Below are 17,670 nucleotides of genomic sequence, written 5' to 3' on the forward strand. Positions count from 1 at the left end.
CCAGGAGGATCCGGTCATGAGCAGCACCTTCTTCATCCCGCCCGTCAACATCATGGGCATCGACTGCCTCGACGAGGCCATGGCCGCGATTGCCGGTTATGGCTTGCGCAAGGCGCTGATCGTGACCGACCAGGGCCTGGCCAAGGCCGGCGTCGCGGCTCGCATCGGACGCATGCTGGCCTTGCAGGACATCGACTCGGTGGTGTTCGACGGCGCCAAGCCCAACCCCAGCATCGCCAACGTCGAGGCGGGCCTTGCGGTGTTGCAGCGTGAGCGTTGCGACTGCGTGGTGTCGCTGGGCGGTGGCTCGCCCCATGACTGCGCCAAGGGCATTGCCCTGTGCGCCACCAATGGTGGGCATATCAGCGACTACGAGGGCGTCGACCGCTCGCGCAAGCCGCAGCTGCCATTGATCGCCATCAACACCACGGCGGGTACGGCCAGTGAAATGACCCGTTTCTGCATCATCACCGACGAGCGCCGCCATGTGAAAATGGCCATCGTCGACCGTAACGTCACGCCGATTCTCTCGGTCAACGACCCGGCGCTGATGGTTGCCATGCCCAAGGGGCTGACGGCGGCCACCGGCATGGATGCATTGACCCACGCCATCGAGGCTTATGTGTCGACGGCGGCCACGCCGATTACCGATGCTTGCGCGCTGAAGGCCATCAGCCTGATCAGTGAAAACCTGCGCCAGGCGGTGAACGATGGTAACGACCTGCAGGCGCGGGAGAACATGGCCTACGCGCAGTTCCTGGCAGGCATGGCGTTCAACAATGCCTCGCTTGGTTACGTGCATGCCATGGCGCACCAGCTGGGCGGTTACTACGACTTACCCCATGGTGTGTGCAATGCGGTGCTGTTGCCGCATGTGCAGCGTTTCAATGCCAAGGTCAGCGCCGCGCGCTTGCGCGATGTGGCCAAGGCCATGGGCATCAAGGTCTGCGGGCTGGATGCCGAGCAGGGCGCGGGGGCGGCGATTTCGGCCATCGAGCACCTGGCGGTGGCCGTGGGCATTCCGGCGGGGTTGGCGGAGCTGGGGGCCAAGCTTGAGGATGTCGGCATTCTGGCGGAGAACGCCTTGAAGGATGCCTGTGGGCTGACCAACCCGCGGCCGGCCAGCCAGGATGAGATCGAGGGGATTTTCCGGGCGGCATTCTGATCACTGGTACTACGGCTGACGCGGTCGTTGTGGGAGCGGCCTTGTGTCGCGAAAGGGCTGCGTAGCAGCCCCGGCAGTCTGTGATCAGAGCCGAGATCCTGGGGCCGCGTTGCGGCCCTTTCGCGACACAAGGCCGCTCCCACAAGATCCGCTCAATGCTGTGCTGAAGTCTTCAGCGCTCACGCATGAAGAACCCTGCCACATACTTGCGGAAGGTCTCCAGGCTCTTGAAGTCCGCATAGCGCTTGAAGTTCTCGGCATCGGGCTCCGGCCCGATCGGCTTCTCCAGCAACGACACCGACAGCACCCGGTCCTGATCCGAGGTCAGTACCAGCTCATCCATCACCTGCCCACCGATCACCGGCCGGCGCATCTGTACCTTCACCCCTTTGCTGGCCATCCAGTCGATCAGCGACACCAATGCCTTGAGTGGCTCGCGCTCTTCGTCGCGGTACACCGGGAACATCTGCGCGCGCGACAGCACCGGCACGCTGGCCACATGAATCAGTTCATAGAAGTGGCTGCCCGCCGTGGTCGGTGAGTACAGGGCCAGCGCCAGCAGCGGCCCCGACGCCCGGCTGCCACCCCAGTACAGGTGATGCCCCTGGAAATCGAAGCCGTCTTCGCTGCGGTTGTTGAACAGCTTGCGCCCCTTGATCTGGTCAACACAGTCCAGCAGCAGGCCATGGCGGCGGTGGTTGCCGAACAGCGTGGCTTCGCGCAGGCGGGACTTGAGCATCATCATGTGCTTCATGTCCAGGCGGGTTTCCAGGTAATTGCTGGCCGGCACCCGTTCGAGCAACGGGTAGCGGCTGGCGACACTGCGCAGCTCGGCGAACTGGCCGGTGAGGTCTTTCTTGAGGTGAGTGGCGTAGAGGTTCAGGCCGCTGGTTTCGATCCAGGTCAGCAGCAGTGACAACAGGCGCTGCTGTTCGCGGCGATCGTTGCCTTCGGCCGCGCCAGGGCCGGCGTCGCTGGCACTGCGGTAATCACCGATCAGGCGCAGCGGAGTGTCGGGTGCCAACCAGGCGGCAGGCACTACCGGCTCGTCTTCACGCTCGCTGGCTTCGCGCTCGTCCTTGGTGAACGGGCAACCGGGTGCATGCTCGGCAGTGCCCGGGTTGTTCTTCAGAAACAGGGTGCCGGTGCTGCCGTTGAGGGTGACATTGAGCACCGGCAAGGCATCCTTGCGGCAGTCGCAGGCCAGCCACTGGTTGGCGCTGCGCACCTTCATCAGCAGCTGGTTGGCCTGCAGCAGGCGTGGCCCGGCGAGGCTGCCGGTGGCGAAACCGACCAGCAGTTCCTCTTCGGCCGGGGTCAGGCTGCGCACCTGCGCGGCGGTTTTGTCGATGATTCGCATGAGGCAGCTCCAAGCTACGAGCCTCAAGCTTCAAGCAAACGCGCCGCGCTTTCAACTCGTCGCTCAGCTGCCGCTGAACATCTTGGCAGCGCGGGCGCGGATTTCGTCGGGGGTCAGGTCTTCCTTGTGGGTGGAGACGAACCAGATGTTGCCGAACGGGTCTTTCAGCGTGCCGCTGCGGTCGCCGTAGAACTGGTCCGTCACCGGGTGCAACTGGGTGCCGCCGGCCGCCAGGGCCTGGGCGTAGACTTTGTCGCAGTCTTCGACATACAGGTGCAGGCCGACGCCGGCACCGGCGAGTTTCTGGCTGGCGGTGAGGCCGCCTTCGCGGTCGCAGGGGTCGCCGAGCATCAGCGAAGAATCACCGATGCGCAGTTCGGCGTGGCCGACCGTGCCGTCCGGGCCTTCTAGACGGAACATCTCGGTGGCGCCAAAGGCCTGCTTGTAGAACTCGATGGCCTTGGCGGCGTTGTTGATGGCCAGGTACGGGGTGATGCTGTGCTGGCCATCGGGAATGGGTTTGGCTGCCATATTCGACTCTCCTTTGCTTGGGGCGCCGGTTGGCGCCCTGTTGCCTTAGAGTCGTTTGCGCAGATGGAAAATCGACAGGGTTGCTAGATCTATTTCCTATAAGCGCAGTGGTCAGAAGATGTAGTCGGTGGTCAGGAAACTCGATTGACGGTTACGGATGATCTCGCTGATCAGTTCCTTGTTGGCTTCCTGGAAGCGGGTCGCGACCAGGGTGCGGATGGAGAACACGCGCAAGGCATCGTGCACCGACAGGGTACCTTCGGCGCTATTTTTGCGGCCGTTGAACGGATAGGTGTCCGGGCCGCGCTGGCACTGGGCGTTGAGGTTGATGCGGCCGACCTGGTTGGCAAAGATGTCGACCAGGTGGCCGACAGTGGCCGGGTCGTTGCCGAACAGGCTCAGCTGCTGGCCATAGTCGGAGTCGAGCACGTAGTCGATCACGGTCTGCAGGTCGCGGTAAGGCACCACCGGCACCACCGGGCCGAACTGCTCCTCGTGGTACACGCGCATGTCGCGAGTCACCGGGTAGAGCAGGGCGGGGTAGAAGAACGAGCCGCGGCTCTGCCCACCCCCTTCATTGAGCACCCGTGCGCCCTTGGCCGTGGCATCGGCCACCAGCTGGTCGAGGTAATCGACCTTGCCCTGTTCCGGCAGCGGTGTCAGTGCAACGCCTGGCGCCCAGGGCATGCCCGGCTTGAGCGCGGCGAGCTTGCGCTGGAACTTGTCGAGGAAGGGTTCGACCACATCCTCGTGGACGAACAGGATCTTCAGCGCCGTGCAGCGTTGGCCATTGAACGACAGCGCGCCGGTAATGGCCTCTTCCACGGCGTTGTCCAGGTCCACCTGGGGCAGGACGATGCCGGGGTTCTTGGCATCCAGGCCCAGGGCCGCACGCAGCCGGTGCGGCCGCGGGTGAAGCTTCTTGAGGTCGCTGGCGGCCTTGTGGGTGCCGATGAAGGCGAACACATCGACCTTGCCACTGGCCATCAGCGCGCTGACCGTTTCACGGCCACGGCCGTAGATGACGTTGATCACCCCTGGCGGGAAGCTGTCGCGGAACGCTTCGAGCAGCGGGCGGATCAGCAGCACGCCGAACTTGGCCGGCTTGAACACCACGGTGTTGCCCATGATCAGCGCCGGGATCAGCGTGGTGAAGGTTTCGTTGAGCGGGTAGTTGTAGGGGCCCATGCACAGCGCCACGCCCAGCGGCGCACGGCGGATCTGGCCGAGGGTGCCTTGTTCGAGTTCGAAGCGGCTGGAGCGACGGTCGAGGTCCTTGAGGGCGTTGATGGTGTCGACGATGTAGTCGCAGGTGCGGTCGAATTCCTTTTCTGAATCCTTGAGGTTCTTGCCGATTTCCCACATCAGCAGCTTGACCACGGCGGTGCGCTGCTCGCGCATGCGTGCGAGGAAAGTTTCCACGTGCTGGATCCGTTCGGCCACGCGCATGTTCGGCCAGGCGCCACGGCCTTTGTCATAGGCGTTTACCGCCGCGTCCAGGGCGGTGAGGGCGGTGTCGGCGTCGAGCAGTGGCGCGCTGCCGAGCACCACCTGGCGCTCGCCGTCCGCTTCCTTCAGCCAGACCGGGCTGCGTACCGTGGCCAGTGGCCCGTCCCAGCGCCTGAGTTCACCGTTCACCAGGTAGTCGCGTTGTTCCAGCGGTGCGCCCAGGCGCCAGTTCTCGGGAATGTCGCCAGCGGCGGGAAACAGCGAATCGAGCAGATGTTCCATGGGTACTGCACCTCACGTGTCTGGACGGGTGAAACGCTTCAGCTGCGAGCATGCACCCTGGGCAAGAAAAACACCAGTCTGGCTCAATATTGCGCGCTCCGCGCCGATACAGGGGCAATCGACCACGTCTGCAGGCTTATGACCCCGTCCAATTCCCCGATGACCCACGAACAGACACCGACTACTGGCACGCTGCGTCGCGCCCTTCGCCGCTTGATGCCGGTCGGCGTTTCCCTGGCCGGTATCGGCGTGTCCATGGCGCTTGGTCACGTGGACATCCAGCGCCAGCAAAGCCAGCAGGACACGAACCTGTTCCATTCGCCGCTGTTCTGGTTCGCCCTGACCTGCAGCGGCCTGCTCAGCCTGTTCATCGCGCAGATCAACCGCAAGCAACGTCAGCTGCAACAGCGCAACCGTGAATTGCAGCGCTCGCAGGCGCAGCTGGAACGCCTGGCGCACTACGACACCATCACCGGTTTGCCGAACCGGGTGCTGTTCCAGCAGCAGTTGGCCGAAGCCACTGCCGAAGGCCATGGCCTGGCCGTGCTGCTGCTGGATATCGACGGTTTCAAGCAGGTCAACGACAGCCTCGGCCACGCCATGGGCGACTTGTTGCTGCAGCAGGCGACCGCGCGCTTTCTTCAGGAACTCGACACCAGCGACCGGGTATGCCGGCTGGGCGGCGATGAATTCGTGTTCATGCTGCAGGGCACCCAGGGCCAGGTCAGCCACCAGTTACGGGAGCTGCTGCGCTGCCTGCAGCGGCCGTTCGACCTCAATGGCAATGCCGCACTGGTGACCGGCAGTATCGGCCTGGCCTGGTGCCCGCAACACGGCGAAGACGTCGGCAGCCTGTTACGCCACGCCGACACGGCCATGTACGCGGCCAAGGAGGGTGGCCGCAACGCCTGGCGCCCCTATCACCCGGACATGACGGCACGCCTGCACCAGCGCCTGGAGCTGGAGCGCAACTTGCGCCGGGCGTTGCAGGATAACGAGTTCGAATTGTGGTACCAGCCGAAGGTCGACCTGTTCAGCGGCCAGCTGGAAGGGGTCGAGGCCTTGCTGCGTTGGCGCGATCCGGAACATGGCCTGATTCCGCCTGGCGAGTTCATCCCGCTGGCCGAACGTTCCGGCCTGATCATTCCCTTGGGCGAGCGCGTACTGGATCTTGCCTGTGCACAGATGGCCGCCTGGCGCGCCGCCGATTGCCTGCCAGGCCCCCTGGCGGTCAACGTGGCGGCGTTGCAGATCGAGCGCAGCGACTATGTCTCGAGCCTGGCCATTGCCCTGGAACGCCATGGGCTGGCCCCCAACCTGCTGGAAGTAGAGATTACCGAGAGCCTGCTGATGGAAAGCCAGCAACAGGCGTGCGCGGCCCTGGCCCAGCTGCAAGCCATGGGCGTGGCCACGGCGGTGGACGACTTCGGCACCGGTTATTCGTCGCTGGCTTACCTGCGCGCCTTGCCGATCGACCACCTGAAGATCGACCGGGCATTCATCAAGGACTTGCCGGATGACGATGATGCGGTGGCCATCGCCCGGGCGATCATCGACCTGGGGCATGCCCTGGGTTATCGCATCACGGCCGAAGGGATCGAGACCCAGCAGCAGTATGACTTTTTGCGCAATGCCGGGTGTGACCAGGGCCAGGGTTACCTGCTGGGGCGGCCGATGCCGGCCGCCGAGTTGCAGAGTTGGGTGGCGCGCAACCCGCTCAGGGCGCGAATGCCGCGTTAGTGGCCGGGCGCTTTACAGTGCGAGGTCGAACAGTTCATGTGCCGGGTGCTCCAGTGCCTGCTGGCGTAGCGGCAGGTTCTGGTCAATCACGGCCAGGCGGCGCCAGAACTCTGCGTGGGCGCGTCTTGGGCGTGACGTGAAAGGTTCAAGGTCGAGCAGCGGCCTGAGGTCGCGTCGATACTGCAGCGGTAGACGTTGCCAGAGTGCCTGTTCAGCGGGGCCAGTATTCTGGAAAAAATCATCATAGTCGCTGTTGTCCACCAACAGATCGACATCGTGCGCCGCGTTGTAGGCCTCGACTTCATCCAGCATGCGTGGGCTGAGCCATTGGCTCTCAAGGCGCATCGCCTGGGCGACCGGTTGGGGCACATGGAAATTGGCAGGCAGCTGCTGCAATTGATTACCCGCCAGGTCGATGGTCACGGGCGTACTGGCGATGCTTTCCAGCCCGCGTGGTAATTCGGTCAGTGCACAGTTGTCGAGAAACAACGTGAACAGGCGCGACATCCGGCTCAGGTCAGGCGCGCGCAGCAGTGGGTTGCCACCCAGGTCCAATACACCCAGATTGGGACATTGATCGAGCGTCTGCTGGGTGTGGTCATCCCAGGTGATGCGATTGTGGTCAAGGTCCAGCCATGCCAGCGACTGGGGATTGGCCAGGCGAGGCAAGTGATTGAAGCGGCAATCACTCAGGAGCAAGCGCTTGAGCCTGGGGAAGCGTTCGTAGAACTCGGCGGGTAACTGGCTCAGGTTGCGATTGCCTTTGAGCGACACATGTTCGATGTGGGTGAAATCGTCAGGCAGGGCCAGGCTGGCCAGGTCGCGGTCTTCCAGGTCAAGGCGTGAAAGGTCCAGGCTGTAGACCACGACATTTTGGCCCATTGGCAGGCGGGACAAGCGTCGCCAGGCATTGATGATGGGGGCGATGGCCTCCTGACGACGGTGCGGGTATTGCGGGTCGGGGCGTGCCCACTCGCCGAGGTCACGGCGCAGCGCCTCCAGGCGCTGCTCGAGGGTACGCATCTCCAGCGTAGGGGCGCGCCCCTGGCGTTGCCAGTCGTCCGTGGCACGGACGAACTCCTGATCGGTCGACGTGGGGTAGAGCCGGCGATAGCGCGTTGCCAGCGGGGCTTGCAGATAGGGGCCGCTGGGGACTGCTTCGCGACCACCTTGCAGCCCTGCGCGGCCTACCCGACGCTGTGCGCCCGTGCCCCAGAGGCGCTGAAGCAGTTCGCGGCGACGGGGTTCGGTCCAGGCCAGCACGCGCTCACGCAGGGTATTGCCATCAGTGGTCGAAAAACCCAGGGTCTTGCGCCAGGCGCTTGGCAGTGCCTGTTCGATTGCCCGGCACAGGTCCAGATCCTGGGGCGCCGAGGTGGGGCGTTCGCCCAGGTCTGCCTCATAACCCTCGGTGGACTTGATGACGCGGCAGATCCGGCTGGCCAGGTGGTGACCGCTGCTGTCGAGCAGCGGGCCTTGTGGGCTGCCGGCGCGCAGTTCAAGGCGCAGATCGGTAGGCCATTCGCGCAGGTCGTCGAGGCAGCTGAACAACAGCCGTTCACTGTCGGTTGTACCCTGCAAGGGCACCATCAGTTCTTCCAGCGCACGTACCAGCGGCCATTCGCGGTGCTGCTGCACAAACGCTTGCGCGGCTTCGCCCTGGAGCGGCTCGACCCGTGTACCTGTCGCAATCCGTTTCAAAGTGTCGAGCATCAGCGCCGGCGCCGGCTGACCTTCGAGGTGCACCTGGCGCAAGCGGGCCGCGTCGACACCGCAGATGCGCCCAGCCAGTTCCAGTTGCTCTGGGGTATAGGCCGCGTAGGCTTCGCCCAGCCGTCTTGCCAGCACCGCGAATGGCCACGCCTGTGGCTGCTCATGGGCAGCGCGCCACGCGCCGTGACCGTTATGCTCCAGCGGTGGTTGGTAAGCGTCGGCTGCGTCGGGGTGGACGATCCGCCATTGCTGGATGTCGGGGTCGAAACGGTGTTGGTAAAGTTGGCCATCCATGCGCAGGTAATGACTGCCTTCATGCAGGTACTGGCCTTGCGCATTGGGTTGCAGCCCTTCTGGCAGTGTCCGCGGACTGCGGTAGGCTTCAAGGTCCGGCTGCCAGAGACGATAATGGCCATCGCTGCAGCGAACTTCCTGCAGGCGCTCCAGCAGAGGGCTTTTGATCAGCTTTGGCACGATCTGACCGGCCGTTGCCAGGCCGCCAATCAAGGCCAGGTTCAAGCCGACGGTTTCCAGGTGCTGCAAGGCCAGGTGGCGGTCGCCTTCGAGCCAGTCTTCATAGCCCTCGTAGGCTTCACCCAGTAACTGGCAGGCGGTGACAGCCAGCATCAGGGTACCCACTGCCGGGATGAAGAAGCCGGCGATGTTGAGTACGTCCAGGCCAAGGTTTTCCCACTCTTCGAGGCGCTTGGCGCGGGCCTGGGTGTCGGCAACGGCAGTCGGCACTGCAAGCTGTTCGGCTTCACTTTTCAGGCGCGCCAGGTACAGGTCCTGATAGACGCCGAAGGGCTCGCCGGTGATGGCCTGGAGGGTAGGGTGCAGGTCGACCGGGTCGGCGTTGCCCAGGTTCTGGTCGAGTAAGTCGAGGAAGCGTGGCTGGTCGGCCTGGCTCAGGTAGGCCAGGAAGCGCTGACGGTTTTCTGGCTGCCGCAGCAGGGGTGCCAGCACTTGATTGACGGCGTCCAGGCCGGTGCAGGCGTGCAGGGCGGGGGTGTTGCCGGGCAAGTGCAGCAACCAGTTGCTGTTACCGGCATCGATCAGCATCACTTCGTGCAGCACGATGCCGAACAGGGCCAGTTGCCAACACGGTACGGTGCCGTTCTGCAGGAGTCGGTCGACCTGATCGCGTGCCGTGCCGTTCAGTTCGTGGCGTAAATAGGCCAGGTCCGCTGCCAGGCGCAGGCGGTCCTGTTGCACGGCAATGGCCTTCGCGCGCACCTGAGGCGCAGCGAAGCATTCCTGCAGGTGGGCCTGGTAGGCCCCACCCAGGTCGAGTTGGCGACAGCATTGCGCAAATGCCTCAGGCGTGAGTGCGAGGCGCTTGACCTGATACTGCTCCGACGCCAGCGCTATCAGCGCGGTCGGTGTCTGCGGGCCAGTCACTACCCGGCCGTGCACCGTGATGGGCGTCACCTGGATTGCGTCGCTGAGGGCGATGGCGCTCTCGGCGGTGAAGGACTCATCATCGGCAAAGTTCTGCAAGGCGGCCTGCAGCAGATTGTCACGACGATGACGGTACAGGAAGCGGGCTACGCTCCAGCTCCAGTTGCGTTCGACACGCAGCAACTCGCTGCCGCGCAGCGGTGCCGTGAAGCCGAGTTCGGCCAGGCGTGCCTGCAGTTTCGGTTCGGCAAACTCGGTGATCTGCTTCAGCCCCTTGAGCGAGCGTGCCAGCCTGGCTTGTGAGCGCAGCAGGCGAGTGTGGCTGGCCTGTACGGTTTCTCGCAGGTCAGGCGCGGCATTGTTGTACCAATCCTGGTCGAATGCATCGAGGCGCTGGCTTTGATGCAAGGCTTGCCAGTGCAAGGGTGAGGCATGGTGGGTCCATGCGGGCAGTTGCGCTGTGATCAGTTGTTCCTGGGACAAGGCGCTGGCGTGGTTGGTCATATCGAGGCTCCTTCGTTGAAAGGGGCCATCAAGCGGAATTTACAAGCGCATGCGGCGGTAGTGGAGTAGCGCAACTTTCAATACGTTGAAATACGTTTGATATATAGCGAAAGCAATATTTCAAGGAGCCCTGTGCGTGAAAATTTGACGCCATTAATTACGCTGCAATGCTGTCAAAATGCCGCTTGCCAAGCTGCGTTCCTGCATCTTAAATTGTTACTGAATGTGAAGGCAGCATCCGAAGTTGATACTTTATAAATCAACGCGTTATGCAGGCTTTCAAGCTCCGCTCTATTGTTTTCCGATCAGCCCCGTTGACAACATCAAAGGACGTCGAAGAAGACATGAAAGAGAACTTGGCGGCTGTGGCGCGAAAAGTGATCTCGCCTTCCATGCGCTATGAGATCCGAACCGTTTCAAGCAAGTTACGCGAGCTGCTGGCCCGTACCTGCTTCTGGCGCTGGGAAATCTCGCGTTTCCGGCTGCAGCAGGCCAGCCCATACGAAATCCTCTACATCGGCAGGAAGCAGCAGCGCGAGATGGCCAAGCTGCTGATTGGCGGCAAGGGGCAGCAACCGGCCGACGCGGCCGATGAGGCTGCTCCGACCGAGCCCCGGCATGTGGTGGTGGTGAGCGAGATGCCGACTTCCGGCGCGTTGACGGTACCCCACTACCTGAGCGCCGTGGTGCCCTTGGGCCGCTCGCTCGATGACATCACCGCCCGCTACGACAGTGAACTGCGCCGCAGTATTCGCAAGAACCGCCCGCTCTACCAGATGCGCCAGACGCTGGCCGATGACGAGATTGCCATGGCCGATCAACAGCTGTTGCGGCCCTATGCCAGTGCCCGGCAGGGTATTCATGCGGCGCAGTTTCCAACCGACGAAGTGTTTCGTCTGGCAAAAGGGGTGGGGCGCCTGGACCTGATCACCTGTGGCGATGAGGTTATCGGCTGCCACCTGGGCTGCGAGATCACCCGGGACGGCAAACGCTATTGGAGCACCCTGCGTTTCGGCTATTGCGAAGCGGTGTTCTCTGACCCGAAAAAGCTGCGCGAGGTCAACTCGATCACCACGTTCATGGCCCTCGAGTGGGCGTTGGCCAACGGCTATGACTATTACGATATCGGCATGTGCCTGGCGCGGCCGGACGACGGCCTGTTGAAGTGGAAGCGCCGGCGTGGCGGTGATATCGATGAATTGGGCAACCATGCCTACCTGTTCGTCCGCTTGCCCCGCACGGGGACGGCGCAGTTCCTTTGGGACACGCCGCTGTTCGCCGTCGAGGGCAACAAATTGACGCTTCACCTGGGCCTGCCGGAAGGGCCCAGTGATGATGAGGTCGCCAGCCGTTATCACGAGATGGTGTTTGGTGGCCTGCACAAGATCTACCTCTATGGCGCGGGGAGCAGTGGCGAGTCATTCCTGCAAACCCTGCGCAGCCGTTACGCCACGCTACAGTCCCCGCCCATGATGGAACGGGTCGTCGTTTCCAGCTGAACCGACTTCAAGGCATGCCGGGAGTGCATGCCTTGCCTCAGACCAGACACCTGTCACTTCGGGAGGGGCGTTTCATGGGCAGCGGTATTTCGAACTTCAGTGGCTCTTCGGTTGCCAGCCAGAGCACCTGGACCCTGGCGGCCTACCAGCACATCGCGCGCAAGCGCCTGGCACGCAAGGCTGATATCGATATCAAGCGTGTCGCTGAGAAGGTCTGGGATATCGCACCCGGTGAAACAACGGTATCGCCACCGGCATTCTACTTGCCCAACCAGCTGGAGCGGGTAACGGGCTGGGAGGCCAAGCGCTTCTATCCGTATGTGCATCCTGCGCGGACCATGGAAGGCGGGATCACGATCGAACAGGGGCCGACACGGGGCTACCTGCTGAAGGACGTCTGGCTGATCGACGGTGCGTTGTACAAGGGCAATGCCAGCCACTGGTTGTCGTTGAAGCCGAGTCGGTTTCCCGGCGTCACGGTGGATCACGAAATCGATCGTGGGGCCATCTACTGCACCCAGAATGGCAATACCTGGTTCGGTACCTGGTTGATGGAAGACTGCCCGACCTACGCCCTGGCCTGCGAAGAAGGCGTGCCGGTGACCACCGCACCCTCGGCGCGCTACCCGCTGTTCAGCCAAGGGCCGGCGTATGAACGCTGGCTGGGCATGCAGCCACTGCGCACGCGTGGCGCGTTCTTTCGTGAACTGGTGCTGTTCGACGACCTCAGCAACAACCGCAACCGGTATTCGCGCTACCGTGCCATGGGTGACAAGTTGTTGTCGCATGTCGACCCGTCGCCGCACCCGGGGGTGTTCATACTGCGTGGCAGCGACGGCGACCTGCGCCTGATGCGCAATGAGCTTGAAGTCGCTTCGCACCTGCAGAAATACCGCGGCTTTCGCATCATCGACCCGATGAAGAGCGATGTGCCGGGTATCGTCGCCGCCTGTGCGGGGGCGCGAACGGTGATTGGCGTTGAAGGTAGCCAGCTGGTGCATGGCGTCAATGTCTTGCAGCCCGGTGGCTCGATACTGGCGCTACAGCCGCCGAACCGCTTCGTGAGCTATTACAAATACCTGACCGATCGCGACCATCAGCACTTCGGTTTCGTGGTCGGCACGCCGCAAGGAGAGGGCTTCACCATCGATATCGATGAAGTGGAGCGAACGCTGGATCTGTTCCCTTACTGATCCCCGATTGGTCGGCAATTCCCTGCCAGGCATTGCACCACGATGCAGTCCTGGCAGGGCGTCGAGCCCAGCAAATTCATGCTGACGGCATTTTGACGAAGCCAGCCCTGTCCCATTGAGATTTATTATGGTGTCGGATCATTGACGTAATGTCATTGTGCCCATAAGCTCACATCAACAGCGATCCAGTCTTCCGCCAAATTAATAACAACGTTCCTTTTAGAAGGTGGCGAATATGCGCTCGACTCTGCTCATCAAGTCTTTCTTCTTGTTGATTTTATTGACTGGTGCAGCACGAGCGGCGGATTCTTACTTGTCCGAAAATACCATTGTTCCGCTGTCCACGGCGGGCTGGTTGTTCGCAGCCGCAGTGATTGGTTTCATTGCAGTGGCCAACAGAAAGAAGATCTAAGTTTTCTATTTTTTATCACGATGCCAATGCGTTGACGCTAAAACGTGGGTGTTTACGTTTTTTCGCAGGGGCCGATGCTTGTCTATTTTACAGCTGTTGCTATATTCCAGTAGCCGGCGCCCTCGGCGCAAACGGCGGCAAAAAAGGCAGGCAGGGCGGCATCGCGGTAAAGGGCCTCCAGGATGGGTGAGGCCGTCGCAGCAAACAGGCTGCGAAGCGGAGCGAGAGGTTCGTCGTTGTACTCATTCAGTGCTCTTAACCTGGGCCGACTGGCCGGAGGGATCCCTCATGGTACGTTTGCTGATGTCCGTTCTCTGCGCCCTGGTGGTCTGGTCTGGCACCGCCGCCGCCGACACTTCCTCCACTTACCTGTTAAGCCCCGGTGACAAGGTCATGATCTCGGTCTGGCAGGAAGACACCCTGCGTCAGGAAACCGTGGTCCTTCCCGATGGCAGTATCACCTTCCCGCTGGCGGGTCGCGTGGATGTTGCCGGCCTCGAAGCCACCGCCGTGGCGAAAAAAATCGAGACTGCGCTGAAGCCTTACCTGGCCCAGCCGAATGTCAGCGTGGTCGTCACCAGCACCGCTGGCAATCTGGTGTATGTTCAAGGCAAAGTGATCAAGCCCGGCCCGGTGCCGATGGCAGGCCCTACGGCGGTGCTTCAGGCCCTGAGCATGTCGGGTGGAATGGACAAATTCGCCGACGAAAGCGCCATCAAGGTCATCCGCGGCCAAAAGGTCATGCCGGTGCGTTACAAGGATCTGGTTTCTGGGCGTGACATGTCCACCAACTTCCAACTTCAGGCTGGCGATACGCTGGTCGTACCCTGACTCTCCTAATAATTAAGAACGACTTGTGCCTATCAATAAAACGACGAGTGTTGTAACGGCAATCATGATGATGCCGTTCTCTGGGGTGGTTGATGCCGCCAGCTGGCAGTCTTCAGTCGAGGTTCCCACGACTGTCGAGTACGACAGCAACCCATTGCTCCTGACGTCCAAGGAGAAAGGTGTGACGCGTACGATCATTGCGCCTGATTACACCCTGGTAGGTCAGTTCGATCGCGATCAGTTGCGCATGGGCGTGGGCATGCATGTGCTGCGCTCATCCGACCGCTCGGTGATGGATGACCGTGAAGACCCGAACCTGAGCCTCGGCTGGCAGCGCGAGACCGAGAGCGGCGGCTTTGGCCTGCTGGCGCAATACGACGAGAGCTCGACGCTGTCCGTTGCGGTGCAGGATACCGGTGTGGTAGTTACCACCGACGGCACCCAGAAGATGTCCAGGCTCTCGGGCAACTGGAGCAGCGCGGTGACCGAGCGCAGCACCCTGTCCAACGAACTTCGATACTCCCATGCCAGCTACGACATCAGTACGCTGATCGGTTACGACGAGTACGCCAACGACTTCGACTGGACGTATGCCTGGAGCGAGCGCACCGACATCATCACCAGCTTCGAAGCCCGGCGTTACGAGCCAGACAGCAACAGCACGGCCATCGCCACCAACAGCTATGTCCCCAGCATCGGTTTGAAGTATCAGTTCTCCGACAGCCTGGTCGGCGCCATGCATGTTGGCGTCAACCAGACCAACGGTGCCGGTACTCAGCGCCGTGGTGAAGGCGGCGCATCGCTGACCTACCGCGGTTCGCGTCACGAGGCCAGCTTCAGTGCCGACCGCACCACGATGTCCAACGCCCAGGGCGGCGCGGCCGAAATGGACATGGTGCGTGGCAGCTGGAGCTACCTGCTGACAGAAACCACCCGGGTCGGCGCAGACGCCTGGTGGCAGGACAGCAAAGGGCAGAACCCCAACACCACACAGACCTACAGCGTCTGGGCCAGCCGCGCGTTTTCGCCGGCCTGGGACCTGCGTTTTTCGTTGCTGTACAAGGAGCGCCAGCAAAGTGGCCTGCCCAATGCCGACGCTACCATCGCTGGTTTGACGCTGACGTATAGATACCCCGACATCTGAATTTCGGATTGGTGGCCACTATGAAATCTGAGTACGAGCTTTCTATCAAAGATTACGTCGCCATCATCAAGGACCGTGCCTTGCTGCTGGCGATCGTCATAGTGGTCGTGGTGGCCGCTACCATCGGGGTGGCGATCAGTGTGCCGCCAATCTATCAGTCGACCGGGACCATTCTGGTGGAGTCGCAGCAGATCTCCCCGGACCTGGTCTCGGCCGGCAACAACACCTTTGCCGATGAGCGTATCGAGGTCATCCGCCAGCGGGTGATGACCCGCGAGAACCTGGCGCGGATCATCGAGAAGTACAACCTGTTCGCTGACCGCGGCAGCCGTTTCAGCGAAACCGACAAGATCGAGCAGATGCGCAGTGCGATCGTGGTCGCCACGCTCAGCACGTACGTCAAGGGGCGCGGCGAGGCCACCGTGGCCTTCACCGTATCCTATGAGGACAAACGCGCGGACGTGGCCAAGGAAGTGGCTGACGAGCTGGTGTCGCTGTTCCTCAACGAGAACATGAAGCAGCGCACCGAACGCGCCACCGAAACCACCGAATTCCTCTCCCAGGAAGCTGACAAGCTCGGTGCCGAGCTGGCCGACCTGGAAAACAAGCTGGCGGACTTCAAGCAGGCGCATTCCAATGCCTTGCCTGAAAACCAGCAGCTACGCATGAGCATGTTGTCGCGCTCGGAACTGGAGTTCCGTGAAGTGGACCGTGACTACAAGGCTGCGCAGGAAGAACTGCGTTATCTGGAGCTGGAACTGGCGGCGGCCAACTCCGGCGTGCCGACCCAGGCGGCCAATGGCAGGGCCGTTGCTCCAGACCCTCAGGATCTGCCTGGGTTGAAGGCTGAATACGCCCGACTGCTGACCAAATACACCGAAGCGCATCCGGACGTGGTGGCAATCAAGCGCAAGATCGACGCGCTCAAGGCTTCGGGTAACCAGGGCATTGCCGCAGTAGCCGGCGGCAACCTCGACGCCGCGCGCGTACGGACCAAGATGGCTGCTGCGCAGTCGCGCATCGCCTCGCTGGCCGATCAGAAGCGCCAGCTGACCACCAAGATGGAAGGCTACGAGGCCGACATCCTCGAGGCGCCGCAAGTCGAGCGCGGCCTGGTGACGCTGCTGCGTGACCATGACAACGCACGCAAGAAATACGAAGAGATACGCAACAAGCAGATGGGCGCGAAGATTACCGAAAGCCTCGAGCAGGAAAACAAGGCCGAGCGCTTCGTGCTGCTGGAGCCACCGCTGATGCCGGAAAAACCGGTCAAACCCAACCGCAAGAAAATCGTCGCCCTTGGCCTGGTACTGGCCCCGGCCGCTGGCGGTGGCCTGGTGATGCTGCTGGAAATGCTCAATCAGCGCGTACGCGGTGTTGGTGCCCTGGAAAGCGTGCTGGGTCGGCGCGTGCTGGTGGCGGTGCCGTATATCTCGACCAAGGCAGACAAAGCCAGGCGCAAGCGGCTGATGTCGATGATGATCGGTGCCGGATTGCTGCTGGTTGCTATCCTGTTGGTGGGCGTCCATATTTTTTACATGCCTTTGGACCTCCTGCTTTTCAAAGCTATGGCTCGGTTTGAATAGGGAGCGCAGCGATGGACAGAAGTACGCCGGCTATTGGTAAGAACATTCACCAGGTTTCGCCTGCCACCTCCGAGACGGCTCAAGTGCCCTCGGTCATGCAGAAGCCAGGGGAACTCGGGCAGTTCGATTACGTGCAGACCAAGGTGGTGCCGCTGAATGCGGAGCACTTGGAGCGTAACCGGATCGTGTCCTTCAACAAGAACTCGAACATGAGCGGGGCGATCGACCTGCTGCGCACCCAGGTGCTGCAGGCGATGGAGGACAATGGCTGGCGCACGCTGGCGATCACCTCGCCAACCCCGGAGGCGGGCAAGACGGTGCTGGCGGTCAACCTGGCCATGAGCATCGCCCACCACACCAACAAGACCGCCTTGCTGGTGGACTTCGACCTGCGCCGTCCACGGGTTGGCAGCAGCCTCGGCTTGCCGATGGAGAAGGCGCTGAACGACGTGCTCAACGGCAAGGCCTGGCTCGAAGAGGCGCTGGTCAACCCGACGCTGCCACGCTTTGTCGTGCTGCCGACGCGAGAGCCGGTACCGATGTCTACCGAGGTGCTGTCGTCAGCCAAGGTCAACAACCTGATCACCGACCTGCGCGACCGCTATGACTCGCGCATCTGCATCTTCGACTTGCCGCCGCTGCTGAGTTCGGACGACGCGATCACCGTGCTGCCGAAGTTCGACTGCGTGCTGCTGGTGGTGGCCAACGGCATGAACAGCAAGAAGGACATCGAGGATTGCCTGTATCACCTGGCCTCATCGAACCTGGTGGGGGCGGTGTTGAACAAGGCGGATGAGCAGCTGCGGACTTACTACTGAGGCGGCCCCCTTCGCGTCGAGCCGGCGCGAGGGGGCTGGCTG

The 17,670-nt window shown here is 62.2% G+C and carries 13 protein-coding genes; 9 read left to right on the plus strand and 4 right to left on the minus strand.

Annotated features, from left to right (window positions below; all coding sequences use genetic code 11):
* Window positions 1–16 precede the first annotated feature (16 nt).
* On the plus strand, window positions 17–1,165 hold the full coding sequence (yiaY, locus tag N430_RS08120) for an L-threonine dehydrogenase (protein WP_110638973.1): 1,149 nt from the start codon (window positions 17–19) through the stop codon (window positions 1,163–1,165).
* A gap of 172 nt (window positions 1,166–1,337) precedes the next feature.
* On the opposite strand, the gene N430_RS08125 is transcribed toward yiaY, so the two are convergent.
* The 3 genes from N430_RS08125 to N430_RS08135 form a co-directional block, all read right to left on the minus strand.
* Window positions 1,338–2,525, minus strand: a complete 1,188-nt coding sequence (locus tag N430_RS08125; protein WP_110638974.1) for a hypothetical protein — start codon at window positions 2,523–2,525, stop codon at window positions 1,338–1,340.
* A gap of 63 nt (window positions 2,526–2,588) precedes the next feature.
* The gene (locus tag N430_RS08130; RefSeq protein WP_110638975.1) at window positions 2,589–3,056 is read right to left on the minus strand and encodes a VOC family protein; all 468 of its coding nucleotides are present in this window, start codon (window positions 3,054–3,056) and stop codon (window positions 2,589–2,591) included.
* Window positions 3,057–3,167: 111 nt separating this feature from the next.
* The gene (locus tag N430_RS08135; protein ID WP_110638976.1) at window positions 3,168–4,787 is read right to left on the minus strand and encodes an NADP-dependent glyceraldehyde-3-phosphate dehydrogenase; all 1,620 of its coding nucleotides are present in this window, start codon (window positions 4,785–4,787) and stop codon (window positions 3,168–3,170) included.
* Between the two features lie 138 nt (window positions 4,788–4,925).
* Between N430_RS08135 and N430_RS08140 the strand changes: the two genes are divergently transcribed.
* Entirely contained in the window at window positions 4,926–6,527 is a 1,602-nt protein-coding gene (locus N430_RS08140) for a bifunctional diguanylate cyclase/phosphodiesterase (RefSeq protein WP_110638977.1), read from the plus strand.
* 12 nt (window positions 6,528–6,539) lie between these two features.
* Here the strand turns inward: N430_RS08140 and N430_RS08145 are convergent, their stop codons facing one another.
* Complete coding sequence (locus tag N430_RS08145; RefSeq protein WP_110638978.1) at window positions 6,540–10,145, minus strand: dermonecrotic toxin domain-containing protein; 3,606 nt, start codon at window positions 10,143–10,145, stop codon at window positions 6,540–6,542.
* Window positions 10,146–10,489: 344 nt separating this feature from the next.
* Here N430_RS08145 and N430_RS08150 point away from each other — a divergent pair, with 344 nt between their 5' ends.
* The 7 genes from N430_RS08150 (at window position 10,490) to N430_RS08175 (ending at window position 17,628) form a co-directional block, all read left to right on the plus strand.
* Window positions 10,490–11,644: a hypothetical protein gene (locus N430_RS08150; protein ID WP_110638979.1), complete on the plus strand. Its 1,155-nt coding sequence runs from the start codon at window positions 10,490–10,492 to the stop codon at window positions 11,642–11,644.
* 74 nt (window positions 11,645–11,718) lie between these two features.
* The gene (locus N430_RS08155) at window positions 11,719–12,837 is read left to right on the plus strand and encodes a glycosyltransferase family 61 protein (RefSeq protein ID WP_110638980.1); all 1,119 of its coding nucleotides are present in this window, start codon (window positions 11,719–11,721) and stop codon (window positions 12,835–12,837) included.
* 235 nt (window positions 12,838–13,072) lie between these two features.
* Window positions 13,073–13,249 carry an EPS-associated small membrane protein EppA gene (eppA, locus tag N430_RS29425; RefSeq protein ID WP_165837341.1) on the plus strand — a complete coding sequence of 59 codons (177 nt, stop codon included), beginning with the start codon at window positions 13,073–13,075 and terminating at the stop codon, window positions 13,247–13,249.
* 288 nt (window positions 13,250–13,537) lie between these two features.
* Complete coding sequence (locus N430_RS08160) at window positions 13,538–14,080, plus strand: polysaccharide biosynthesis/export family protein (RefSeq protein ID WP_103447169.1); 543 nt, start codon at window positions 13,538–13,540, stop codon at window positions 14,078–14,080.
* Between the two features lie 25 nt (window positions 14,081–14,105).
* The gene (locus N430_RS08165; RefSeq protein ID WP_165837342.1) at window positions 14,106–15,224 is read left to right on the plus strand and encodes a hypothetical protein; all 1,119 of its coding nucleotides are present in this window, start codon (window positions 14,106–14,108) and stop codon (window positions 15,222–15,224) included.
* Between the two features lie 20 nt (window positions 15,225–15,244).
* Window positions 15,245–16,810, plus strand: a complete 1,566-nt coding sequence (locus tag N430_RS08170) for a Wzz/FepE/Etk N-terminal domain-containing protein (RefSeq protein ID WP_110638981.1) — start codon at window positions 15,245–15,247, stop codon at window positions 16,808–16,810.
* An 11-nt stretch (window positions 16,811–16,821) separates the two neighbouring features.
* Window positions 16,822–17,628 carry a CpsD/CapB family tyrosine-protein kinase gene (locus tag N430_RS08175; RefSeq protein WP_110638982.1) on the plus strand — a complete coding sequence of 269 codons (807 nt, stop codon included), beginning with the start codon at window positions 16,822–16,824 and terminating at the stop codon, window positions 17,626–17,628.
* The last annotated feature ends 42 nt before the right edge of the window (window positions 17,629–17,670 follow it).

Origin of the sequence: Pseudomonas sp. CC120222-01a (assembly GCF_003097235.1) — a bacterium.
Taxonomy (GTDB): domain Bacteria; phylum Pseudomonadota; class Gammaproteobacteria; order Pseudomonadales; family Pseudomonadaceae; genus Aquipseudomonas.